We start from the raw sequence: 22710 nt of genomic DNA, 5'->3' as shown, positions 1-22710 counted from the left end.
CTGGGCATGGCTGGTGTAATGGATTCGGTAAACCAGCGCACGCAACTGGTGGGGCAGAATCGCCTTGAGCTGTTGTTGTTCCGTCTCGACGGCCAGCAGCTGTACGGGATCAACGTATTCAAGGTTCGGGAGGTGCTGCAATGCCCCCAATTGACGTTGATGCCCAAGTCCAGTCCTGTCGTGTGCGGTGTGGCGAACATCCGGGGGGCGACCATTCCGATCCTTGATCTGGCGATGGCGACCGGCTCCGGTGCGTTGAAGGACAAGAACAATCCGTTCGTGATCATCACGGAGTACAACACCAAGACCCAGGGTTTCCTGGTGCGCTCGGTGGAGCGCATCGTCAACATGAACTGGGAGGAGATCCATCCGCCACCCAAGGGCACCGGGCGCGATCACTACCTGACGGCGGTGACGCGGGTCGACAATCAGTTGGTCGAAATCATCGATGTCGAGAAGGTGCTCGCGGAAGTGGCTCCGACGCCGGAAGCGATTTCCGTCGGCGTGGTGGACGTTGAAACCCAGCACAAGGCGCTTTCGTTGCGCGTGCTGACGGTCGACGACTCATCGGTGGCGCGCAAGCAGGTCACGCGTTGCCTGCAAACGGTCGGCGTCGAAGTGGTGGCGTTGAACGATGGTCGGCAAGCGCTGGACTACCTGCGCAAACTGGTCGACGAGGGCAAGAAGCCGGAAGAAGAGTTCCTGATGATGATCTCCGACATCGAGATGCCGGAGATGGACGGGTACACCCTGACGGCGGAAATCCGCAACGACCCGCGCATGCAAAAGCTTCATATCATCCTGCATACTTCGTTGTCGGGGGTATTCAATCAGGCGATGGTCAAGAAGGTCGGTGCCGATGACTTTCTGGCCAAATTCCGTCCTGATGACCTGGCATCCCGGGTAGTCGACCGGATCAAAGCAGCAGATATCAGCTAGGGGCCTGCGCCCCTGGCAGTCAACACGATTTAAGAGGCGGCATCATTGTCTACGGGTAATTTGGATTTCGAACAGTTCCGGGTATTCCTGGAAAAAGCCTGTGGCATTTTGCTCGGTGAAAACAAGCAGTACCTGGTCTCCAGCCGTCTCAACAAACTGATGGAACAGCAAGGCATCAAGTCTTTGGGTGAGCTGGTTCAGCGCATGCAGACCCAGCCGCGCAGCGGTTTGCGCGAACAGGTGGTGGATGCCATGACCACCAACGAAACCCTGTGGTTTCGTGACACCTACCCGTTTGAAGTCTTGAAGAACAAGGTCCTGCCCGAAGCGATCAAGGCCAGCCCCGGTCAGCGCCTGCGTATCTGGTCGGCGGCGTGCTCGTCGGGCCAGGAACCGTATTCGCTGTCGATGTCCATCGACGAGTTCGAACGGGTCAACATGGGCCAGTTGAGGATGGGCGTACAGATCGTTGCCACCGACCTGTCCGGCACCATGCTGAAGAACTGCAAGACCGGCGAGTACGACAGCCTGGCCATCGGCCGCGGTCTGTCGCCCGAGCGTCTGCAGCGTTATTTCGACCCGAAAGGGCCGGGACGCTGGGCGATCAAGGCGCCGATCAAGAGCCGGGTGGAGTTCCGTTCGTTCAACCTGCTGGACAGTTACGCGAGCCTCGGCAAATTCGACATCGTGTTCTGCCGCAACGTGCTGATCTACTTCTCCGCCGAGGTGAAGAAGGACATCCTGTTGCGCATCCACAGCACGTTGAAGCCGGGTGGTTACCTGTTCCTCGGTGCTTCCGAAGCGTTGAACGGTTTGCCGGATCATTACCAGATGGTCCAGTGCAGCCCGGGGATCATTTACCAGGCGAAGTGATTTCGCTGGCGTCGGCAAAAAACGGGAGTCCTCAGGGGCTCCCGTTTTTTTATGCCTGCTGATTTCTCACGGGCACCACCTACTCCCTGTGGGAGCGGGCTTGCCCGCGAAGGCGTCGTGTCAGTCGATATCAACTTTGCCTGACACACCGCTTTCGCGGGCAAGCCCGCTCCCACAGGGTCAGTTGGTGTCTTCGTAAGCGGTGCCGAGCGGCAGAAAAGCGACATCCGGCGGAAAACCGTTGCCGCTTTTCTGGCATTGCCGCGTTGCCATGTCCGGCAAAGCCCCGGTTTCCGGGCTTTTTTGAATTGGCATGGGGCTTGCTAAGTTGATCCTACGAAAAATCAGGTCACCCGAAGGTTTCCCGACATGAGCATCAGCTTCGATAAAGCGCTCGGTATCCACGAACAAGCCCTGGGCTTCCGCGCCCAGCGAGCCGAAGTCCTGGCCAATAACATCGCCAACGCCGATACCCCGAACTACAAGGCTCGGGACCTGGACTTCTCGAAAGTGCTCGCCGAGCAGAACGAGAAAACCCAACGCGGCACCTTCGCCTTGAACATGACCAACAGCCGTCATATCGAAGCTGAAGGCCTGGGCAATGGCGACGAGTCGTTGCTGTATCGCACGCCGATGCAACCGTCGATCGACCAGAACACCGTGGACGCTCAGCTGGAACAATCGAACTACGCGCAAAACGCGGTCAACTTCCAGGCCAGCTTCACCCTGCTCAACAGCAAATTCAAAGGGCTGGTATCAGCCCTGCGCGGAGAGTAAGCCATGTCTCTATCCAGTGTTTTCAACATTGCCGGTAGCGGCATGAGTGCGCAGACCACGCGTTTGAACACCGTCGCTTCGAACATCGCCAACGCCGAGACCGTCTCGTCGAGCATCGACCAGACCTACCGCGCGCGTCACCCGGTGTTCGCCACCATGTTCCAGGGCGGCCAGAGCGGCGGCAGCGACTCGCTGTTCCAGAGCCAGGACGCCGCCGGCCAAGGCGTGCAGGTGCTGGGTGTGGTCGAAGACCAGAGCAATCTCGAAGCGCGCTACGAGCCGAACCATCCGGCCGCCGATGCCAAGGGCTACGTCTACTACCCGAACGTCAACGTGGTTGAAGAAATGGCCGACATGATTTCCGCGAGCCGTTCGTTCCAGACCAACGCCGAAATGATGAACACCGCCAAAACCATGATGCAGAAAGTCCTGACTCTCGGTCAGTGATAAGGGGCGACTCAGATGAGTGTTACCGATTCCACCAGTGGTTTGAGCCTCAACGACATCCTGGCCAACTCTTCGATCAAGACCAACACCACGACTGACGGCCTCGCCTCGGCAGCCGGCAGCGCCTCGGGCAACCAGGCCCTGGGCAAGGATGCGTTCCTGCAGTTGCTGGTGACCCAGTTGAAAAACCAGAACCCGCTGGAGCCTCAGGACAACGGTGCGTTCGTGGCCCAGCTGGCGCAGTTCAGCAGCCTGGAAGGCATCACCACGCTCAACGATACCGTGAGCGGCCTGGCCAGCAACTACAACTCGTCCCAGGCCTTGCAGGCGTCGTCGCTGGTCGGCCGTTCGGTCATCGCCCCGGGCGACAAGGCTGTGGTCGATACCACCAAGAGCCTCAGCGGCACGGTGGTGGTGCCGTCTTCGGTGGCGTCCGCCATCCTGAAGATCACCGATTCAACCGGCAAGACCGTGCGCACCATCGACCTCGGTTCGCAGAAGGCCGGCAACGCCAGCTTCATCTGGGACGGCAAGAACGATGCGGGTGAGACGGTACCTGCGGGCACCTACACCTTCGGCGCCACGACCACGATCGATGGCCAGTCCGTCGCGTTGATCACCAACCTGCCCGCGACTGTCAACAGCGTGACCATCAGCCAGACCGGCGGTGAGTTGATGCTCAATCTGGCCGGGTTGGGCAGCGTTGCCCTGTCCAAAGTACAAACCATTGGTATGTAAAGCCGACTAACCCGGCATAAAGGAGTGGATGATGTCTTTCAATATCGGCCTTAGCGGTCTCTTTGCAGCCAACAAGCAACTGGACGTGACCGGCAACAACATCGCCAACGTCGCGACCACCGGTTTCAAGTCGTCCCGTGCAGAATTCGAAGACGTGTACTCGGCGACTCGCCTGGGCACCGGCAGCAATACCGTCGGCAACGGCGTGCGCCTGGCCAATGTTTCCCAGCAGTTCACCCAGGGTGACGTGAGCAACACCGGCAACGTGCTCGACATGGGTATCCAGGGCAACGGTTACTTTGTCCTGAACAACAACGGTTCGCTGACCTACACCCGTGCCGGTGCGTTCAAGACCGATAAGGACGGCTACGTCACCAACAGCGACGGTACTGCTCGCCTGCAAGGCTACGGTGTGGATTCCAGCGGCAAGATCCTCAATGGCGTGCTGACCGACCTGCGGATCGACACCTCCAACCTGGCGCCGAAGTCCACCAGCAACGTGTCGTCGACGATCAACCTGAACTCCACGTCGCCGGTGATCGACCAGACGGTTGCGGCCAACAAGTTCGATCCGTCCAAGACCGAGACCTTTACCAAGTCGTTCAGTACCCCGATCTTCGATACTCAGGGTAACCAGCACACCATGGATCAATACATGGTCAAGACTGGCGCGAACACCTGGGACACCTACACCCTGATCGATGGTCGCAACCCCGATGGCAGTGATCCCAAGGTTAGCGCTCCGATTGCTTCGACCATGTCGTTCGATTCCACCGGCAAACTGACTTCGGTCAGCACACCCGTGACGCCGCCAACCACGCCACCGACTTCGGTGATCAGCAGTGACCTGAAAATCACCAACTGGACTCCGGGCAGTGTCACCAATGGCGTCTGGACAGCCAACGGCGCAGCAGCCGATCCGGCTGGCTTGACCATCGCCATGGCCAACACCACCCAGTTCAACGCCGACACCGCGCGTTCGATTCCATCGCAGAACGGTTATGCCACTGGCCAGATCACCAACCTGACCATCGACGGCAGCGGTGTTCTGCTGGCCAACTTCAGCAACAACCAGACCAAGCCGATCGGCCAGATTTCCCTGGCCAGCTTCACCAACGAGCAAGGCCTGCAGCCGGTAGGCGGCTCCAGCTGGAAAGAAACCTACACCTCGGGCATCCCGGGCTACGATGCGCCGCAGACTGGCACCCTGGGTTCGATCGTTTCCAATTCCCTGGAAGAGTCCAACGTCAACCTGACCAACGAACTGGTCGACCTGATCAAGGGGCAGAGCAACTACCAGGCGAACGCCAAGACCATTTCTACCGAGAGCACCATCATGCAGACCATCATTCAGATGGCTTGATGCTGGGCCGCGCGGCATAAAAAGCCCCTCGAGAGAGGGGCTTTTTAGTGCTCGAAAGAAAGACCCGTAGGAGCGAGCTTGCTCGCGATGGTCTTGAGAACGACGCGTGTATTCAGGATGACCCCGTTATCGTTAACGACCATCGCGAGCAAGCTCGCTCCTACAGATGGGCAAAAGAAAAACCCCCGATAAACCAGAGGCTCATCGGGGGTTTTTAGTCAGCGCCATGCGGCGCTTGTCGGCTCAGCTCATTGGCAAGCTTCGCAATCCGGCTCGTCGATGGCGCAAGCCTTCGGCACTGGAGCAGGGCCGGCAGGTGCTGCCAGGACCGAATCTTCACCGTGGTTGCCGCCGCTGGAAACAGCGTTCAGCTTGCCGGTGTTGATGGTCGACTTCTCGGTGCTGGTCGCGGCCAGGGCACGGAGGTAGTAAGTGGTTTTCAGACCACGGTACCAGGCCATGCGGTAGGTCACGTCCAGCTTCTTGCCCGAGGCGCCGGCGATGTACAGGTTCAGCGACTGAGCCTGGTCGATCCATTTCTGACGACGGCTGGCAGCGTCGACGATCCACTTGGTGTCCACTTCGAAAGCAGTCGCGTAGAGCTCTTTGAGTTCCTGCGGGATGCGCTCGATCTGCTGCACCGAACCGTCGTAGTACTTCAGGTCGTTGATCATGACCGAGTCCCACAGACCGCGAGCCTTGAGGTCGCGAACCAGGTACGGGTTGATCACGGTGAATTCGCCCGACAGGTTCGATTTCACATACAGGTTCTGGTAGGTCGGTTCGATCGACTGCGATACGCCGGTGATGTTGGCGATGGTCGCGGTCGGTGCGATGGCCATGATGTTGGAGTTACGAATGCCTTTCTGTACACGGGCGCGAACCGGTGCCCAGTCCAGGGTTTCGTTCAGGTCAACATCGATGTACTTCTGGCCACGGGCCTCGATCAGGATCTGTTGCGAATCCAGCGGCAGGATGCCTTTGGACCACAGCGAACCCTGGAACGTCTCGTACGAGCCGCGCTCGTCGGCCAGGTCGCAGGAAGCCTGGATCGCGTAGTAGCTGACCGCTTCCATCGACTTGTCGGCGAACTCGACGGCAGCATCGGAGCCGTAAGGGATGTGCTGCAGGTACAAGGCGTCCTGGAAGCCCATGATGCCCAGGCCGACCGGACGGTGCTTGAAGTTGGAGTTCTTCGCTTGCGGCACCGAGTAGTAGTTGATGTCGATCACGTTATCGAGCATGCGCACGGCAGTGTTCACGGTGCGTTGCAGCTTGGCGGTGTCCAGCTTGCCGTCGACGATGTGGTTCGGCAGGTTGATCGAGCCCAGGTTGCAAACGGCGATCTCGTCCTTGTTGGTGTTCAAGGTGATCTCGGTGCACAGGTTCGAGCTGTGGACCACGCCGACGTGCTGCTGCGGGCTGCGCAGGTTGCACGGGTCCTTGAAGGTCAGCCACGGGTGGCCGGTTTCGAACAGCATGGACAGCATTTTGCGCCACAGGTCTTTGGCCTGGATGGTCTTGAACAGCTTGACCTTGCCCGGGTACTCGGTCAGGGCTTCGTAGTACTCGTAGCGCTCTTCGAAGGCCTTGCCGGTCAGGTCGTGCAGGTCCGGCACTTCGGATGGCGAGAACAGGGTCCACTTGCCGTCATCGAAGACACGCTTCATGAACAGGTCAGGGATCCAGTTGGCGGTGTTCATGTCGTGGGTACGACGACGGTCATCACCGGTGTTCTTGCGCAGCTCGATGAACTCTTCGATGTCCATGTGCCAGGTTTCCAGGTAGGCACACACAGCGCCTTTGCGCTTGCCACCCTGGTTAACGGCAACGGCGGTGTCGTTGACTACTTTGAGGAATGGAACAACGCCCTGGGATTTGCCGTTGGTGCCCTTGATGTACGAACCGAGCGCACGAACCGGCGTCCAGTCGTTGCCCAGGCCGCCCGCGAATTTCGACAGCATGGCGTTGTCGTGGATCGCGTGGTAGATGCCCGACAGGTCATCCGGCACGGTGGTCAGGTAGCAGCTCGACAGCTGTGGACGCAGGGTACCGGCGTTGAACAGGGTCGGGGTCGAAGCCATGTAGTCGAAGGACGACAACAGGTTGTAGAACTCGATGGCACGGGCTTCGCGGTCTTTCTCTTCGATCGCCAGGCCCATGGCCACGCGCATGAAGAAGATCTGCGGCAGTTCGAAACGCACGCCATCCTTGTGGATGAAGTAACGGTCGTACAGGGTCTGCAGGCCCAGGTAGGTGAATTGCTGGTCGCGCTCGTGGTTGATCGCCTTGCCCAGTTTTTCCAGGTCGAAGGAGGCCAGCTCAGGGTTCAGCAGCTCGTACTCGATACCCTTGGCGATGTAGGCCGGCAGCGCCTTGGCGTACAGGTCGACCATCTCGTGGTGGGTGGCGCTTTCGGCGACGCCGAGGAAGCCCAGGCCTTCGGCACGCAGGGTGTCCATCAGCAGGCGGGCGGTCACGAACGAGTAGTTCGGCTCGCGCTCGACCAGGGTACGGGCCGTCATCACCAGGGCGGTGTTGACGTCGGTCAGGGCCACGCCGTCGTACAGGTTCTTCAGGGTTTCGCGCTGGATCAGGTCGCCGTCGACTTCCTCCAGGCCTTCGCACGCTTCGGTGACGATGGTGTTCAGGCGGCCCATGTCCAGCGGCGCCAGGCTGCCGTCGGCACGGGTGATGCGGATCGACGGGTGCGCTTGTACCGGCTCTTCGGTGGTACGAACGGCACGTTCCTTGGAACGGGCATCACGGTAGATCACGTAGTCGCGAGCGACTTTCTGCTCGCCGGCACGCATCAGGGCCAGTTCGACCTGGTCCTGGATTTCTTCGATATGGATGGTGCCGCCCGATGGCATGCGACGCTTGAAGGTCGCGGTGACCTGTTCGGTCAGGCGGGCAACGGTGTCGTGGATTCGCGACGAGGCGGCAGCGGTGCCGCCCTCAACTGCGAGAAACGCTTTGGTGATGGCGACGGTGATTTTGTCATCGGTGTAGGGAACGACAGTGCCGTTACGCTTGATCACGCGCAGTTGGCCAGGCGCGGTGGCGGACAGATCCGAATTCGAATCAGCGGCCTGCGGCAAGGTGCCCTGCGGGTTCTCGCGAGTTGTGTCGGTTTGCATGGGGGAGTGTCTCCACATTCTCTATGTTTGTTTGGGCACCATCACGGTGCCCACCGTTCCGTCCTGAAGCACTACAACCGGCGAGCGCCGGGCATAACAACTTCGGGACAGTAGGAAGGGGGCTTTATGGGGCGCCGCTTCCATGCCGAAGTCTTTGGTCTCACGCCTTGGGCCTGAAACCTTGGTCCTTTGCAGGTGACAGTTGGGACTGCAACACCCGTACCGTTTTCACCACTCGGGGCCGAAACACAGTAGCCATCCGCATGCGCGGTTTGGTCTTTCGAAAATACGTTTGGTTCAACCGGACAGAGGCAATAAAAGCGCTTGAAATTGGTGTCTGGTTTGTGTTTGGTTTTTCGCGCAAAACCCCATATCTAGGGTTTTTTTTGCGCCGGGCTACAAGATAATGCGTTTTAGGGGGGGATTGCAACGTACTACCTGTGGATAAACCTGTGCGTAAATTGTGTGTGAAAGAGGGAACCAGCGTGTAGGCCGCGACGCTGCTGGACCGGACCTTTTTTCAGCGATTTTCTGCGATCGAAAACGGTCGGTCGGATTTTTAAGGGCGCGAACCCTATCACAAAAAACCGCGTTGTCCGAACGCATTTACCCGCTTGTGTTCTCGACGGGCGGCGTTTATACATTCGGCCCAGCGTGTATACATATTTGTCCCCCCCGAATCATTACAAAAAAACGGGCGGATCCTTCCTTATTAGTGGTTTTGGCAAGCAGAGGTCACCCGTGGAGCAAGAAGCCTGGCAGGTATTGATTGTGGAGGACGACCAGCGACTGGCCGAACTGACCCGCGACTACCTGGAAGCCAATGGCCTGCGTGTGTCGATCGAAGGGGATGGTGCCCTCGCTGCGAACCGCATTATCAAGGAGCAACCGGACCTGGTGATTCTCGACCTGATGCTCCCCGGTGAAGATGGCCTGAGCATCTGCCGCAAGGTTCGCGCCCGTTATGACGGCCCGATCCTGATGCTCACCGCCCGAACCGATGATACCGACCAGATCCTCGGCCTGGACCTGGGGGCTGACGACTATGTCTGCAAACCGGTACGCCCGCGCCTGCTGCTGGCACGCATCCAGGCCCTGCTGCGCCGTAGCGAAACCCCCGAAGTCGCCCCGGAAAAACAGCGGCGTCTGCAGTTCGGCCCGCTGATCGTCGACAACGCCTTGCGCGAAGCCTGGTTGCAGGGCAACGGCATCGAGCTGACCAGCGCCGAATTCGACTTGCTCTGGCTGCTGGTGGCCAATGCCGGGCGCATTCTCTCCCGGGAAGAGATCTTCACTGCGCTGCGAGGTATCGGTTATGACGGTCAGGACCGTTCCATCGATGTGCGCATCTCGCGCATCCGCCCCAAGATCGGCGATGACCCGGAGCATCCACGGCTGATCAAGACCGTGCGCAGCAAAGGCTATCTGTTCGTTCCCGAGGCTTGCGTAGACCAGACCCTGTGAACTCGATCTTCCTGCGTATCTATGGCGGCATGTGTGCCGCGCTGATTCTGGTGGCGGTGCTCGGTGTGCTGGCCTTGCACCTGCTCAATCAGGTGCGCAGCGAGCAATACCGCGAGCGCCTGGCCCATGGCACGTTTTCGCTGATGGCCGACAACCTGCAACCGATGAACCCGACCGAGCGCCATCGGGCCTTGCTGGTGTGGGAGCGGTTGCTGGGCATTCCGCTGGCGTTGAAAACCTTTGCCGAGACTGACCTGGACCTTACCCAGCGCACTCGTGTGTTGCGCGGCCAGGCTTTGGTGGAGCAGACCGGCCCGCACGCGGCGAAGGTCTACAAGCTGGTCAGCGACAAGGAACAGTTGATGCTGACCGGGGAAGTGCAGCAGATCAGCGAGCAACTGGCCCGGGCGACCATCTACCTGTTGACCGATGAGCTGGTGCGTACCCCCGTTGCTGATCAGCCCCTGCGTCTGGCGCAATTGAAGCAGGACAAGGGCTTTGGCTTCGACCTGCGGCTGGTCACGGTTGACGAGGCGGACATGGACGAAGACCAGAGCCGCCGGGTGTCCGAGGGCGACACCGTGATGGCGCTGGGCAAGGAGGGCGATTCGATCCGGGTGTTTGCCGGCATGGTCGGCACGCCGTGGGTCCTGGAAATCGGCCCGTTGTATCAGATGAATCCTTATCCCCCGCAATGGCTGGTGCTGATCGCCGCGCTGGGCCTGACGCTGATCGGTTTGATCGTTTATCTGTTGGTGCGCCAGCTCGAGCGGCGTTTGCGTGGCCTGGAGGCCGCCGCCACGCGCATTGCCCAGGGCAGCCTGGAAACCCGCGTGCCGGCGCGTGGCGCGGACTCGGTGGGACGGCTGGCCTCGGCGTTCAACGGCATGGCCGAGCACTTGCAGCAGTTGTTGGCGATCCAGCGCGAACTGGTGCGCGCGGTGTCTCACGAATTGCGCACGCCGGTGGCGCGCCTGCGCTTTGGCCTGGAGATGATCGGCTCGGCCACCACGCCGCAAGCCCTGGAAAAATACTGCCAGGGCATGGATAACGACATCGAGGATCTCGACCGGTTGGTGGACGAGATGCTGACCTACGCGCGGCTCGAACAGGGTTCTCCGGCACTGAACTTCCAGCGGATCGATCTGGATGCCTTGGTCAACCAGGTGATTGAGGAACTGGCGCCGTTGCGTGCCGATGTCACGGTACAGCGGGGTTTGTGCCTGTCGGCCGCTGATAACGACGATGCCTGGGTCGAGGCCGAACCGCGTTATCTGCACCGGGCGATCCAGAACCTGGTGAGCAATGCCATGCGCCATGCGCAATCACGGGTGACCATCAGCTATCAGGTAGGGCAGCAACGCTGCCGGGTGGATATCGAGGATGACGGACCGGGGGTGCCGGAGTCGGCGTGGGAGAAGATCTTCACGCCGTTCCTGCGTCTGGACGACAGCCGCACCCGTGCGTCGGGCGGGCATGGGCTGGGGTTGTCGATCGTGCGGCGCATCATTCATTGGCACGACGGGCGTGCGTTGATCGGCAAGAGCAAGAGTCTGGGTGGGGCGTGTTTCAGCCTGAGCTGGCCGCGTAATCAGGAGAAGCGTTGAGATTTCCGGTGAATGTTCAACCGCTTTCGCGAGCAAGCCCGCTCCCACAGGTTTTGTGTCGTACACAAGTCAACTGTGGGAGCGGGCTTGCCCGCGAAGGGGCCCTGCCAGTCGCAAAAAACCTCAGGCCTTGATACTGACCAGACTCAACAACTGCCCATCCTTGACCCCGAACTGCGCATCCAGCTCGGTGCCGTTGCGCCATTCGCGGGACAAATCCGTGAGCAGTCGCAACCGCACCTCACCCGACTCACGCCACTCCAGCACTTCGGCGTGTTCGAAATAAAACCGTTGCTGAACGATCGGATAGAGTGCCTTGAACAGGCTTTCCTTGACCGAGAACGTCAGGGACACCAGCAACGCCCGTTGCTCGCGAGGACCGAGCGCCATGCGCTGTAGCTCCGGCGGGTTGAGGATTTCCCCGGCCAGGCGTTCGGCGCGTTCGACATTGAGCAGGTTTTCCAGGTCCATGCCCAGGCCGCGCCAATGGCTTTTGTTCGCGACAATCGCCGCGGCCCGGCCCGTGCTATGGGTGATCGAACCCGTGATATGAGCAGGCCAGACCGGTGCCCGGTCTTCACCAATGGCCGGAATGACGCTCAAACCTTCCAGACGCTGTAACGCGGCCCGGGCACACACCCGCCCGGCGAGAAACTCCGCCTGCCGCTTGGCGACAGAGCGCTGAATGCTCGCCGGTACTTCCACTGCACTGCGCTGAAAGTCATCGCTGGCCAGTCGGGCGCTATCGAAGTGAGTGCTCAGCAGGACCGTATCGGGCAGCACCAACGGCAGCGGCCAGTGGTCATCGAGGGGGGTGCAGCAGACGGGCAGGGCGGGGGTTGAATTCATGTCAGGCATTTTGCCGGGTTGGCTTGGGACTGGGTAGTAGCCGATGGCGGCGATTTTATGTGGATCGGTCTGCGGTTGTCTTTTCAGTAGTTCGAGCCCGGCCTGGAACCTTGCGCTGGGATGGCAGCCTGGCTGAGCCCGCTCAAGGCCAGCAGAAGGGCAGCGAAGAACATGCGCAGGGTCGGGTCTCCTGTTGAAACGTGTCGAAACATTCGGGAAAGGGCGGTTCAGCTCAGGTTCAGAGTGCGTTCAGGGGGAGTTCAGGGCGCGGTGCGTAACCTTGCCCCGTACCCAAAAAACAACGGAACATGAGGTAACTCGCAATGACTGCATTCAAAAAACTGCTTCTGGCATTCACGGTTCTGAGCGCAAGCACCGCAGCCTTCGCCTCCGACGACAACTTCGCCAGCCTTACTCTTGGGCAGACCAGCGACAAGATCAAAAAATCCCACGCCCTGAACGACAACCTCAATCACCCGAACGCCGATGGTGTGATCGGCAAGGACACCACCTGGGGTGTTCGTCTGGGCCAGCAGAACAGCCAGGGCCGTTACTACGCCACTTATGACAACGTGTCGGGCTCGCACAGCGGCATTAAACTGCGTCAGGAAAACCTCCTGGGCAGCTACGATATGTTCTACCCGGTGGGCGGCAGCACCAAATTGTTCGGCGGCGCCACGGCGGGCCTGACCAAAATGACCCAGGAGTCGCCAGGTTTCAGCCGCGACAGCAATATCGGCTACGCCATCGGTGGCCAGGTGGGTGTGCTGCAACAGGTTTCGCAGAACACCTCGGTTGAACTGGGTTACCGTTACCTGCGCAGCAACGCCAGCACCGAGATGAGTGAGCGCGGTGGCAGCAAGCAGGGTTCGCTGGACCTGACCAGCAGCGCCCAGACTTACCTGTCCGCCAACTACGCTTTCTGACAAGCGTTTCGTGAACGGCCTGCGCCGGATCAGCCCGAGTGACTGATCCGGCGTTGCCCTGTTAGCCATTGAGGTGCGACGTTGTGCCTCTGGAGATGTTGATTTGCCCGGGAGAGCGTTATGAAACTGCTGGTTGTCGAAGATGAAGCGTTGCTGCGTCATCACCTGCAAACCCGCCTGACGGAGAGCGGCCATGTGGTCGAGTCCGTGGCCAACGCCGAGGAGGCGCTGTACCAGACCGCGCAATTCAACTTTGACCTGGCGGTGATCGACCTCGGTCTGCCGGGTATGAGCGGGCTCGACCTGATCCGCCAGTTGCGTTCAAGTGGCAAGGTCTTCCCGATCCTGATCCTCACCGCGCGTGGCAACTGGCAGGACAAGGTTGAAGGCCTGGCCGCCGGCGCCGACGATTACGTGGTCAAGCCGTTTCAGTTCGAAGAGCTGGAAGCTCGCCTGAATGCCTTGCTGCGCCGCTCCAGCGGTTTCACCCAGTCGACCATAGTCGCCGGTCCCTTGCTGCTGGATCTCAACCGCAAGCAGGCGTCCCTCGACGAGCAGCCGCTGGCACTGACCGCGTATGAGTACCGCATTCTCGAATACCTGATGCGCCACCATCAGCAAGTGGTGCCCAAGGACCGCTTGATGGAACAGCTCTACCCGGATGACGACGAGCGTGATCCGAATGTGATCGAGGTGCTGGTCGGCCGTCTGCGCCGAAAACTGGAGGGACCGGGCGGATTCAAGCCGATCGATACCGTGCGCGGCCTGGGTTACCTGTTCAATGAGCGTTGCACTTGATCCGTTCGCTGCGCATTCGCTTGATGCTCGCCGCCACGCTGTTGGCGGTGTTGTTCATGCTGGCGTTGCTGCCGGCGATGCAGGGTGCCTTCAGCCTGGCGTTGCAGGACTCCATCGAGCAGCGTCTGGCATCGGACGTGACTACGTTGATCTCCGCCGCCCGGGTGGAGAACAACAGCCTGCAGATGCCGGCGCAATTGCCCGACGAACGCTTCAACCTCACCGATAGCCGACTGCTTGGCTATATCTATGACCGTGAAGGGCGTCTGGTCTGGCGCTCAAAGGCGACCCGGGAAGAGCGCATCAATTACAAGCCACGCTATGACGGACGTGGTAACGAGTTTGCGCGCATCCGCGAAGCCAACGGCCAGGAGTTCTTCGTCTATGACGTCGAGGTCAAGTTGCTTGGCGGCAAAAGTGCAGCCTTCAGCATCGTGGCGTTGCAGCCGGTTCGCGAGTACGAACTAACCCTCGAGGGCCTGCGGGAAAACCTCTATCTGGGTTTTGGTGCGGCTCTGCTGGTGCTGTTGGCGTTGTTGTGGATCGGCCTGACTTGGGGTTTGCAGGCATTGCGGCGCTTGAGCCAGGAGCTGGACCAGATCGAAGGTGGCACCCGCGAAAGCCTCAGCGAGGAACATCCCAGGGAATTGCTGCGCCTGACCGGTTCCCTCAACCGCTTGCTGCACAGTGAACGTGAGCAGCGCAGTCGCTACCGTGATTCCCTCGACGACTTGGCCCATAGCCTGAAAACGCCCCTGGCGGTGTTGCAGGGCGTCAGTGAAGACATGGCCCAGCGTCCCGAGGATCGCGATCAGGCCTGGGTGCTGCAAACCCAGATCGAGCGCATGAGCCAGCAGATCAGTTACCAGTTGCAGCGCGCCAGTCTGCGCAAGAGCGGTCTGGTACGTCATCAGGTGCACTTGCACCCGGTGCTGAAAAGTCTGTGCGACACGCTGGACAAGGTCTATCGCGACAAGCGCGTGCACGTTGCGTTCGACCTGCCCGACCCGTGCCATGTACCGATCGAGCAGGGTGCTTTATTGGAAATGATGGGTAACTTGCTGGAAAACGCCTATCGCCTGTGCCTCGGCGAAATACGCATCAGCGTGCGTGAAACCCTCAGCGGCACCGAGTTGTGTGTCGAGGACGACGGCCCCGGCGTACCGCTGGATCAGCGCGCACGGATTCTCGAGCGCGGCGAGCGGCTGGATCGTCAGCATCCGGGGCAGGGCATCGGTCTGGCAGTGGTCAAGGACATCATCGAGAGCTACAGCGCCCAGCTGACCCTGGGGGATTCACCGATGGGCGGGGCGGCGTTCCGGATTCACTTTCCGGTGGTTTGACCGGAGTCTGATAGTGCTTCTACTGGCCTCTTCGCGAGCAAGCCCGCTCCCACCTTCGACCGCGTTCCCTCTGCCGGAACAGGGCCAAATGTGGGAGCGGGCTTGCTCGCGAAGAGGCCAGTGAAGACAGCAAAAAAATCGGCCTTGAAATTCAGTGTTCCTGCGCCCGATAAGCCCCCGGTGTCAGCCCGGTCCACTTCTTGAACGCCCGGTGAAACGCCGACGGTTCGGAAAACCCCAGTTGCTCGGCGATCTGTTGCAACGACAGGTCAGCGCGGCTCAGGTGGTAAATCGCGATGTCCCGGCGCAACTGGTCCTTCAGTTCCTGAAAGCTCGAACCCTCTTCCCGCAAATGCCGGCGCAAGGTTTGCGGGCTGATGTGCAAGTGCGCGGCCACGGCTTCCAGGTCGGGCCAGCGTGAACTGTCGCGACTGAGCAAGCGCCGCAAGCGGCTGCTCAAACTGTCGCCATCATCCGGGCGCGAGAGCAGGTCGGCGGGGGAGCGCTCGAGGAAATGCTTGAGGGTGCGCTCATCCTGCAACAGCGGCATGGCCAGGTAGCGGCTGTGAAACAACAGGCTGCTCTGGGGGCTGGAAAACTCAAGCGGGCAGGAAAACAGCAGGTCGTACTCGGCGCCGTGTTCCGGTCGGGAGTAGCTGAACCTGGCCTGCTCCAGGCGAATGCGCTGGCCGATCAGCCAGCTGCCGAAACGGTGCCAGATCACCAGCAGAGCTTCGGTCAGAAAGTGGTCCGGGTCCCAAAACTGCGAGTCGTCCAGGCTCAGGCGGACCCATTCGTCCTCGTGAGTCAGGGTCAAGCGTGGAGCCCCGGGGAATAGGCTGTAAAACAATAAGCCGCGATTGAGTGCCTTATCCAGGCTGCGGCAGTGGATCACGGCATGGCACATCATCGCGAAACTGCCCGGTCTGCTCGGGGCTTGCCCGAACCCCAGGTACTCGTCGTCCAGTGCCAGCCATAAGGCCTGAATCAGTTGGGTGAATTGCTCTGGAGCGATGCGCGCCCGGGGTTCATCAAGCAACTCGGGGCTGATCCCCAGTTGTTGTAGCAGGCCCGAGTAATCGTAGCCGTGCCGACGCGCACCACCGAGGGCGGCGAGGGCGAAATGACTGGCGATGGTGCGTTCGCGCATGGCAGCAGGCCTGACCGTTGAACGACGGATGGTAGCTGCGCACTGCGGGCATGAACAGGGCGGATATCCGCCAAATTGCAGGACGACTTTTAGTGGAAGGGCGGAAATCCGCCACATGCATCTAACCGTTCGGTGACAGGGAGTTTGCTGCGACCCTGATATCAAAAGGCATGCAGGGATTTTACGGAAGGTGGCACGGGCCTTGCGATACAACGTCCAGAGGCCTGCCGTTGCGCAGCTCGAAAAAACAAATCCCTCCAGTGCAGGAGGGTTCGCAATTGCGGTGTTGCGGGCAACAGATGGATGTTGTCACCGGGCACCCTTGAGGAACTTTGCAATGACGACTCGTCAGCCACTGTACAAATCCCTGTATTTCCAGGTGATCGTTGCAATTGTCATCGGTATCGCCCTCGGTCACTACTATCCACAGCTCGGTGTGGCCGTTAAGCCACTGGGCGACGGGTTCATCAAGCTGATCAAAATGATCATCGCCCCGATCATCTTCTGTACCGTTGTCAGCGGCATCGCCGGCATGCAGAACATGAAGTCCGTCGGCAAGACCGGTGGTTATGCGCTGCTGTACTTCGAAATCGTGTCGACCATTGCCTTGCTGGTCGGTCTGGTCGTGGTCAACATCGTGCAGCCAGGTAATGGCATGCATATCGACGTCGCCACCCTCGATGCCTCCAAGGTTGCCGCTTATGTGGCGGCCGGTGCCGACCAAAGCGTCGTCGGCTTCCTGCTGAACGTGATCCCTAGCACCATCGTCGGCGCCTTCGCCACCGGCGACATCCTGCAAGTGCTGATGTTCTCGGTGATCTTCGGTTTCGCCCTGCATCGCCTGGGTGCCTACGGCAAGCCGCTGCTGGACTTCATCGATCGCTTCGCCCACGTGATGTTCAACATCATCAACATGATCATGAAGCTCGCGCCCATCGGTGCCTTTGGTGCCATGGCGTTCACTATCGGTGCCTACGGTGTTGGTTCGCTGGTGCAACTGGGTCAACTGATGGCGTGCTTCTACATCACTTGCCTGCTGTTCATCCTGATCGTGCTGGGCTCCATCGCCCGCATGCACGGTTTCAGCGTGTTGAAAATGATCCGTTACATCCGTGAGGAGCTGCTGATCGTGCTCGGTACTTCTTCTTCGGAATCGGTGCTGCCACGCATGCTGATCAAGATGGAGCGTCTGGGCGCGCAAAAATCCGTAGTAGGCCTGGTGATCCCGACCGGTTACTCGTTCAACCTCGACGGTACTGCGATCTACCTGACCATGGCCGCGGTGTTCATTGCCCAGGCAACCGATACGCCCATGGACATCACGCACCAGATCACCCTGCTGGTGGTGTTGCTGCTGTCTTCCAAAGGCGCTGCGGGTGTGACCGGTAGCGGTTTCATCGTACTGGCTGCAACGCTGTCCGCCGTCGGCCACCTGCCGGTTGCCGGCCTGGCGCTGATCCTCGGTATCGACCGTTTCATGTCCGAAGCACGTGCCCTGACCAACCTGATCGGTAACGCCGTGGCGACCATCGTTGTGGCCAAGTGGGTCAAGGAACTGGACACTGACGTGCTGCAAGCCGAACTGGCTTCGGGCGGGCGCGGCATTGCCGACGAGCCTAAAGACGATGTTTTGGGCCACGTCGAAGAGGTAGCCCCGGCTAGCGCCAGGTAAGCCTTGTCCTGATGAAAAACCCGCTTCGGCGGGTTTTTTCATGTCTGGCGTTTGAGCGTAACGGTCACTGCACGTGGCGCATAAGGTGATTGCTGCAAAGTGATCGGCTGCCTAGGCTGGAGGCATCGTTAGAGGAGAACGTTCATGCTTGGTCCATTGGCATCACTCAAGGTTCTGGATTTCTCGACACTGCTGCCGGGGCCGTTCGCCTCGTTGCTACTGGCGGACATGGGCGCCGAAGTGCTGCGCATCGAATCACCGACCCGCATGGATCTGCTGCGGGTGTTGCCGCCCCACGATCAAGGGGTGTCGGCCAGTCATGCCTACCTCAACCGCAACAAGCGCAGCCTGGCCTTGGATCTCAAACAGCCTGAGGCGCTGGATGTCATCAAGCAGCTGTTGCAGGACTACGACATCGTGCTGGAGCAATTCCGCCCCGGTGTCATGGAGCGACTGGGGCTGGGGTATGAGGCCCTGAAGGCGATCAACCCAAAACTGATTTATGTGTCGATCACCGGCTACGGCCAGACCGGCCCCTACAAGGACCGCGCCGGCCACGATATCAACTATCTGGCCTTGTCCGGGCTGGCGAGTTACACCGGCCGAACCGACAGTGGGCCACTGCCGTTGGGCATGCAGGTGGCGGATGTCGCCGGTGGTTCGCTGCACGGGGTGATTGGCTTGCTGGCGGCGGTCATCGCCCGGCAGCAAACCGGTCAGGGCCAGCACCTGGATGTCAGCATGACCGACTGCGCGTTCAGCCTGAATGCGTTGGCGGGTGCCGGATACCTGGCTTGTGGTGTCGAGCCGGGGCCGGAAAACCAGGTGCTCAATGGTGGCAGCTTTTACGATTATTACCGCACCCGGGATGGGCGCTGGCTGTCGGTGGGCAGTCTGGAGCCGGTGTTCATGAAGCAGTTGTGCACGGCGTTGGGGCTGGAGGAACTGGCTGAGCTGGGCCTGTCACCGCAACCGGCGCATCAGAAAAAGCTGAAAGACGCGCTGAAGGTCGAATTCGAAAAGCATGATTTTGCCGAGTTGCGTGCGCTGTTCGCGGAACTGGATGCGTGCGTCGAACCGGTGTTGAGCCTGGGAGAGGCGCTGTGTCATCCGCAGTTGCAGGCGCGGGAGTTGGTGACCGATGTGCCGCGGGGCGATGGCTCAACCCAGGCGCAGATGGCGTGCCCGTTGAAATTTTCGCAAGGGTTGCCTGAGCCGAAGCATATCGGCGCGGCGCTGGGGCAGCATACCGATCAGGTGTTGGGGGAGTTGGGGTTTAGCGTTGAGCGAATTGAAGAGCTGCGGAGTAGCAAAGTGATTCTTTAGTGTTTGTACTGGCCTCTTCGCGGGCAAGCCCGCTCCCACAGGGGACCTCCGGTATGGCTTAGATCGAGTGTGGGAGCGGGCTTGCTCGCGAAGAGGCCAGTACAGCCACCGCAAATCTCGCTACTCGACCCGCATCTCCCCACTGAACACCAAGGTGTTGCGACACCGCCGGCACAGATACCGCCGTCCTTGCCGCACCAGGCTGTGGCGCTGGGCCGAGAACGGGAAGTCGCTGTCGGCGCACGGGCATTTGTAGATGTAACGGGTCACGCTGCGGCGTTTGACGTCATAGGTGTGGCAGCGGTTGGGTGGCAGTTCGTATACGCCACGCATGATCAATTGCCACTCTTCGCCATGGGGCTGGATGCGGTCGCCGAACAGTTGGTGGGCGATCAGGTGCGCGACTTCATGGGCCACGGTCTGCTTGAGGAAATCCTCGGTATTCTCCCGGTACAGCTGCGGGTTGAAGCGCAGCAGATTCTCGTGCAAATGCGCGACACCGGCTTTTTGCCCACGCAGCTTGAGGCTCACCACGGGGCGCTTGAAAGGTCGTTTGAAAAAGGATTCGGCTAGTTGGAAACAGTCTTCGACGCGGGAATTGAGTTGCTCGGGCATGCTTGATGGATCTCCAGAGCGCTCGAGTATGCCGCAACCCTCGGGCCGTGCGAATCACCAGGTTGCCGAATGGTCGTGGACTTTCTCCTTGCTGAAGAATGAAAAGGCCGCCTCGCGGCGGCCTTGATCGGCATTTCTGACTTTCGGTGATGGGCGGCTAATTGGTGTAGACCGGCCCTACGCCGAGTCCCCAGACAATCACAGTGAACGCCATGATGGCGACCAGCACCACCAGGCCTACGGCGAGCACTGAACTTGAAAACAGGAAGCCCTCGTCAGATGGAATGTTCATGAACGTCGGTAAGCCCACATACAGCAAGTACACCGTGTAGCAGATGGCTGCGGTGCCGACGATCATCCCCAGCCACAAGTGCGGGTACAAGGCCGCGAGGCCGCCGATGAACAAGGGGGTCGCGGTGTAGGTTGCAAATGCAATGCAGCGGGCCAGGCTTGGGTTGGCGTCATAGGTACGGGCCATCCAGTGAATGAATGCGCCCATTACCGCTACACCCCCGAGCATCGCCAGGTACGACATGACCGTCATCCATATCGCGCTTTCTACGGTCAACATCACGGGAGGCCGATTGCCGATGACCCAGCCGACCTGTGTGGTGCCTATGAAGGCAGACACGGCGGGGATGGCCGCCAGGATCAGCGTATGGGTCAGGTACATGTGGCTGATGCTTTCCTCCTGGTCGCCACGGATTTCTTTCCATTCTTGGTCAGGGTGGGTGAAGAGCCCCACTACGTGATGGATCATGCCAGTCACTCCTCTTGTCTTTACCGTCGCCCCCCAGTGGAGCGCCTACGGGCCAATGCGGCCAAGCAAGTCACAGGTCTGAAATATGTAAGCGACCTTATGTCGCAGTATAGGGAGGAGTTTCCCCAGAGGGTGTAGGGGCTTTAGAGCAAATTGCGCTGTAAACCCGGTTGTTAATCGCTGCAGGGTCTGTAGTGAGCTAGAGATGTTGCCCCCTCGCCACAAGTGCAAAGAATTTGCGTAAAATGCCCGCCTTTCGTCACACCTCACGGATTTCGCGTCATGGGCACTCTCACGGTCAACCAGAACAAACTGCAAAAGCGCCTTCGCCGACAGGCCGGTGAGGCGGTTGCCGATTTCAACATGATTGAAGACGGCGACAAGGTCATGGTCTGCCTGTCCGGTGGCAAGGACAGCTACACCATGCTCGATGTGCTGATGCACTTGCAGAAGGTCGCGCCGATCAAGTTCGAGATCGTGGCCGTGAACATGGACCAGAAGCAGCCGGGCTTCCCGGAGCACGTGCTGCCGGCCTACCTGAAAGAACTGGGGATCGAGTACCACATCGTCGAGAAAGACACCTATTCGGTGGTCAAGGAGCTGATTCCGGAAGGCAAGACCACGTGCTCGCTGTGCTCGCGCCTGCGTCGCGGCACGCTCTACACCTTCGCCGATGAAATTGGTGCGACCAAGATGGCCCTGGGTCACCACCGCGACGACATCGTCGAAACGTTCTTCCTGAACATGTTCTTCAACGGTTCGCTCAAGGCCATGCCGCCGAAGCTGCGCGCCGACGATGGTCGTAACGTGGTGATCCGCCCGCTGGCCTACTGCAACGAAAAAGACATCCAGGCCTACTCGGACTTCAAGCAATTCCCGATCATTCCGTGCAACCTCTGTGGTTCCCAGGAAAACCTGCAGCGTCAGGTGGTCAAGGACATGCTGCAGGACTGGGAACGCAAGACCCCGGGCCGTACCGAGAGCATTTTCCGCAGTCTGCAGAACGTGATCCCGTCGCAACTGGCGGACCGCAATCTGTTTGACTTCACCAGCCTCAAGATCGACGAAAGCGCCGCATCGCGCTTCGTCAACGTGGTCAACCTCTGATTAAAGCTGTGGGAGCGGGCTTGCTCGCGAAGGCGTAGTGTCAGTCGACGTCAATGTTGAATGATGCACCGCCTTCGCGAGCCAGCCCGCTCCCACATTTGTTTTTCGTTTCAATCCTCAGGAGAGGGCATGCGCGATTACAAGTGGCTCAATGAATACTGCCTGAACCGCTTCGGTTCGGCGGCTGAACTGGAAGCCCATCTGCCCGTTCCCAAGACTCCCGCGCAACTGCGCAAGATCAGCGACGATCGCTACCTCTCGATGATGGCGCTACGGGTATTTCGCGCCGGGCTCAAGCACAGCCTGGTGGACGCCAAGTGGCCAGCCTTCGAAGAGGTGTTCTTCAGGTTCGACCCGGAAAAAGTCGTGCTGATGAGCGCCGAGCACCTTGAGCGGCTGATGCAGGACACACGGATCATCCGTCACCTGGGCAAGCTCAAGAGTGTGCCGCGCAATGCGCAGTTCATACTGGACGTGGCCCATGAAAAGGGCAGCTTCGGCGAACTGATCGCCGACTGGCCGGTGACCGATATCGTCGGGCTCTGGACCTTCCTGAAAAAACGCGGACATCAGTTGGGTGGCCTGTCAGCCCCGCGCTTCCTGCGGATGATCGGCAAGGACACCTTTGTGCCGAGCTACGACGTGGTCGCGGCTTTGAATGCACAGGACATCATCGACAAGGTGCCGAGCAGCCTGCGCGACCTGGCGTTGGTGCAGGACGTGTTCAACCAGTGGCATGCGGAAAGTGGCGGGCGGCCGATGAGTCAGATTTCGATGATGCTGGCTTACACAGTGAATCATTAAGACCGAGTCGCC

The 22710-nt window shown here is 59.9% G+C and carries 21 protein-coding genes and 1 pseudogene; 15 read left to right on the top strand and 7 right to left on the bottom strand.

The window, feature by feature from the left end; genetic code table 11:
• Nucleotides 1-6 precede the first annotated feature (6 nt).
• Nucleotides 7-939, top strand: coding sequence for a chemotaxis protein CheV (locus AC3WN7_RS17865; protein WP_015096472.1), 933 nt, complete (start codon nucleotides 7-9; stop codon nucleotides 937-939).
• Between the two features lie 45 nt (nucleotides 940-984).
• A complete protein-coding gene (gene cheR / locus AC3WN7_RS17860) occupies nucleotides 985-1812 on the top strand; it encodes a protein-glutamate O-methyltransferase CheR (protein ID WP_102674712.1) in 828 nt (275 codons plus the stop codon).
• A 180-nt stretch (nucleotides 1813-1992) separates the two neighbouring features.
• Here cheR and AC3WN7_RS17855 read toward each other — a convergent pair whose 3' ends face one another.
• Nucleotides 1993-2127, bottom strand: coding sequence for a hypothetical protein (locus AC3WN7_RS17855; protein WP_256585692.1), 135 nt, complete (start codon nucleotides 2125-2127; stop codon nucleotides 1993-1995).
• Nucleotides 2128-2181: 54 nt separating this feature from the next.
• On the opposite strand from AC3WN7_RS17855, the gene flgB reads away from it, so the two are divergent.
• The 4 genes from flgB to flgE are packed head-to-tail and all read left to right on the top strand — an operon-like array spanning nucleotide 2182 to nucleotide 5137.
• A complete protein-coding gene (gene flgB, locus AC3WN7_RS17850; protein ID WP_102674711.1) occupies nucleotides 2182-2589 on the top strand; it encodes a flagellar basal body rod protein FlgB in 408 nt (135 codons plus the stop codon).
• 3 nt (nucleotides 2590-2592) lie between these two features.
• The gene (flgC, locus tag AC3WN7_RS17845) at nucleotides 2593-3036 is read left to right on the top strand and encodes a flagellar basal body rod protein FlgC (RefSeq protein WP_007980123.1); all 444 of its coding nucleotides are present in this window, start codon (nucleotides 2593-2595) and stop codon (nucleotides 3034-3036) included.
• A gap of 15 nt (nucleotides 3037-3051) precedes the next feature.
• Nucleotides 3052-3774 (top strand): flagellar hook assembly protein FlgD, encoded by a 723-nt coding sequence (gene flgD, locus AC3WN7_RS17840; RefSeq protein WP_102674710.1) that lies wholly within the window; start codon nucleotides 3052-3054, stop codon nucleotides 3772-3774.
• Between the two features lie 31 nt (nucleotides 3775-3805).
• Nucleotides 3806-5137, top strand: coding sequence for a flagellar hook protein FlgE (gene flgE / locus AC3WN7_RS17835; protein ID WP_095963682.1), 1332 nt, complete (start codon nucleotides 3806-3808; stop codon nucleotides 5135-5137).
• 248 nt (nucleotides 5138-5385) lie between these two features.
• Here the strand turns inward: flgE and AC3WN7_RS17830 are convergent, their stop codons facing one another.
• On the bottom strand, nucleotides 5386-8277 hold the full coding sequence (locus AC3WN7_RS17830) for a ribonucleoside-diphosphate reductase subunit alpha (protein WP_007980117.1): 2892 nt from the start codon (nucleotides 8275-8277) through the stop codon (nucleotides 5386-5388).
• 741 nt (nucleotides 8278-9018) lie between these two features.
• Here AC3WN7_RS17830 and AC3WN7_RS17825 point away from each other — a divergent pair.
• A complete protein-coding gene (locus AC3WN7_RS17825) occupies nucleotides 9019-9741 on the top strand; it encodes a response regulator (protein ID WP_007980115.1) in 723 nt (240 codons plus the stop codon).
• Nucleotides 9738-11348 (top strand): ATP-binding protein, encoded by a 1611-nt coding sequence (locus tag AC3WN7_RS17820; protein ID WP_102674709.1) that lies wholly within the window; start codon nucleotides 9738-9740, stop codon nucleotides 11346-11348. Before AC3WN7_RS17825 ends, AC3WN7_RS17820 begins: the two co-directional genes overlap by 4 nt.
• A gap of 123 nt (nucleotides 11349-11471) precedes the next feature.
• On the opposite strand, the gene AC3WN7_RS17815 is transcribed toward AC3WN7_RS17820, so the two are convergent.
• Entirely contained in the window at nucleotides 11472-12197 is a 726-nt protein-coding gene (locus AC3WN7_RS17815) for a 4'-phosphopantetheinyl transferase family protein (protein WP_218276768.1), read from the bottom strand.
• 36 nt (nucleotides 12198-12233) lie between these two features.
• Nucleotides 12234-12311: pseudogene (locus tag AC3WN7_RS17810) on the bottom strand (hypothetical protein); the annotation flags it as partial.
• Nucleotides 12312-12520: 209 nt separating this feature from the next.
• Between AC3WN7_RS17810 and AC3WN7_RS17805 the strand changes: the two are divergent.
• From AC3WN7_RS17805 to AC3WN7_RS17795, 3 genes are all read left to right on the top strand, one after another.
• Nucleotides 12521-13123 carry a hypothetical protein gene (locus AC3WN7_RS17805; RefSeq protein WP_102674707.1) on the top strand — a complete coding sequence of 201 codons (603 nt, stop codon included), beginning with the start codon at nucleotides 12521-12523 and terminating at the stop codon, nucleotides 13121-13123.
• Nucleotides 13124-13243: 120 nt separating this feature from the next.
• Nucleotides 13244-13921: a response regulator transcription factor gene (locus tag AC3WN7_RS17800; protein ID WP_095963686.1), complete on the top strand. Its 678-nt coding sequence runs from the start codon at nucleotides 13244-13246 to the stop codon at nucleotides 13919-13921.
• A complete protein-coding gene (locus tag AC3WN7_RS17795) occupies nucleotides 13918-15264 on the top strand; it encodes an ATP-binding protein (protein ID WP_095963687.1) in 1347 nt (448 codons plus the stop codon). Before AC3WN7_RS17800 ends, AC3WN7_RS17795 begins: the two co-directional genes overlap by 4 nt.
• A gap of 151 nt (nucleotides 15265-15415) precedes the next feature.
• Here the strand turns inward: AC3WN7_RS17795 and AC3WN7_RS17790 are convergent, their stop codons facing one another.
• Nucleotides 15416-16414, bottom strand: coding sequence for an AraC family transcriptional regulator (locus tag AC3WN7_RS17790; protein WP_095963688.1), 999 nt, complete (start codon nucleotides 16412-16414; stop codon nucleotides 15416-15418).
• Nucleotides 16415-16751: 337 nt separating this feature from the next.
• Here AC3WN7_RS17790 and AC3WN7_RS17785 point away from each other — a divergent pair, with 337 nt between their 5' ends.
• Both AC3WN7_RS17785 and AC3WN7_RS17780 read left to right on the top strand, forming a co-directional pair.
• Entirely contained in the window at nucleotides 16752-18086 is a 1335-nt protein-coding gene (locus AC3WN7_RS17785; protein ID WP_095963689.1) for a dicarboxylate/amino acid:cation symporter, read from the top strand.
• Nucleotides 18087-18230: 144 nt separating this feature from the next.
• Entirely contained in the window at nucleotides 18231-19412 is a 1182-nt protein-coding gene (locus AC3WN7_RS17780; protein ID WP_095963690.1) for a CaiB/BaiF CoA transferase family protein, read from the top strand.
• A gap of 120 nt (nucleotides 19413-19532) precedes the next feature.
• On the opposite strand, the gene AC3WN7_RS17775 is transcribed toward AC3WN7_RS17780, so the two are convergent.
• Nucleotides 19533-20027: a SprT family zinc-dependent metalloprotease gene (locus AC3WN7_RS17775; protein ID WP_007980095.1), complete on the bottom strand. Its 495-nt coding sequence runs from the start codon at nucleotides 20025-20027 to the stop codon at nucleotides 19533-19535.
• Nucleotides 20028-20184: 157 nt separating this feature from the next.
• The gene (locus tag AC3WN7_RS17770; RefSeq protein ID WP_015096459.1) at nucleotides 20185-20787 is read right to left on the bottom strand and encodes a Yip1 family protein; all 603 of its coding nucleotides are present in this window, start codon (nucleotides 20785-20787) and stop codon (nucleotides 20185-20187) included.
• Nucleotides 20788-21069: 282 nt separating this feature from the next.
• Here AC3WN7_RS17770 and ttcA point away from each other — a divergent pair, with 282 nt between their 5' ends.
• On the top strand, nucleotides 21070-21894 hold the full coding sequence (gene ttcA, locus AC3WN7_RS17765) for a tRNA 2-thiocytidine(32) synthetase TtcA (protein WP_095963691.1): 825 nt from the start codon (nucleotides 21070-21072) through the stop codon (nucleotides 21892-21894).
• A 129-nt stretch (nucleotides 21895-22023) separates the two neighbouring features.
• A complete protein-coding gene (locus tag AC3WN7_RS17760) occupies nucleotides 22024-22698 on the top strand; it encodes a DNA-3-methyladenine glycosylase I (protein ID WP_095963692.1) in 675 nt (224 codons plus the stop codon).
• Nucleotides 22699-22710 lie beyond the last annotated feature (12 nt).

Source organism: Pseudomonas sp. FW305-70 (genome assembly GCF_058783925.1).
The sequence above is the reverse complement of the archived record's forward strand: the minus strand, read 5'-3'. Positions and strand labels throughout refer to the sequence as shown.

Coding starts and splice junctions, on each gene's coding strand:
- AC3WN7_RS17770 (WP_015096459.1), bottom strand. CDS start 20,787: ATGATCCATCACGTAGTGGGGCTCTTCACCCACCCTGACCAAGAATGG.
- AC3WN7_RS17800 (WP_095963686.1), top strand. CDS start 13,244: ATGAAACTGCTGGTTGTCGAAGATGAAGCGTTGCTGCGTCATCACCTG.
- ttcA (WP_095963691.1), top strand. CDS start 21,070: ATGGGCACTCTCACGGTCAACCAGAACAAACTGCAAAAGCGCCTTCGC.
- flgD (WP_102674710.1), top strand. CDS start 3,052: ATGAGTGTTACCGATTCCACCAGTGGTTTGAGCCTCAACGACATCCTG.
- flgE (WP_095963682.1), top strand. CDS start 3,806: ATGTCTTTCAATATCGGCCTTAGCGGTCTCTTTGCAGCCAACAAGCAA.
- AC3WN7_RS17790 (WP_095963688.1), bottom strand. CDS start 16,414: ATGCGCGAACGCACCATCGCCAGTCATTTCGCCCTCGCCGCCCTCGGT.
- AC3WN7_RS17855 (WP_256585692.1), bottom strand. CDS start 2,127: ATGCCAATTCAAAAAAGCCCGGAAACCGGGGCTTTGCCGGACATGGCA.
- AC3WN7_RS17780 (WP_095963690.1), top strand. CDS start 18,231: ATGCTTGGTCCATTGGCATCACTCAAGGTTCTGGATTTCTCGACACTG.
- flgB (WP_102674711.1), top strand. CDS start 2,182: ATGAGCATCAGCTTCGATAAAGCGCTCGGTATCCACGAACAAGCCCTG.
- AC3WN7_RS17805 (WP_102674707.1), top strand. CDS start 12,521: ATGACTGCATTCAAAAAACTGCTTCTGGCATTCACGGTTCTGAGCGCA.
- flgC (WP_007980123.1), top strand. CDS start 2,593: ATGTCTCTATCCAGTGTTTTCAACATTGCCGGTAGCGGCATGAGTGCG.
- AC3WN7_RS17815 (WP_218276768.1), bottom strand. CDS start 12,197: ATGAATTCAACCCCCGCCCTGCCCGTCTGCTGCACCCCCCTCGATGAC.
- AC3WN7_RS17865 (WP_015096472.1), top strand. CDS start 7: ATGGCTGGTGTAATGGATTCGGTAAACCAGCGCACGCAACTGGTGGGG.
- AC3WN7_RS17785 (WP_095963689.1), top strand. CDS start 16,752: ATGACGACTCGTCAGCCACTGTACAAATCCCTGTATTTCCAGGTGATC.
- AC3WN7_RS17760 (WP_095963692.1), top strand. CDS start 22,024: ATGCGCGATTACAAGTGGCTCAATGAATACTGCCTGAACCGCTTCGGT.
- AC3WN7_RS17830 (WP_007980117.1), bottom strand. CDS start 8,277: ATGCAAACCGACACAACTCGCGAGAACCCGCAGGGCACCTTGCCGCAG.
- AC3WN7_RS17775 (WP_007980095.1), bottom strand. CDS start 20,027: ATGCCCGAGCAACTCAATTCCCGCGTCGAAGACTGTTTCCAACTAGCC.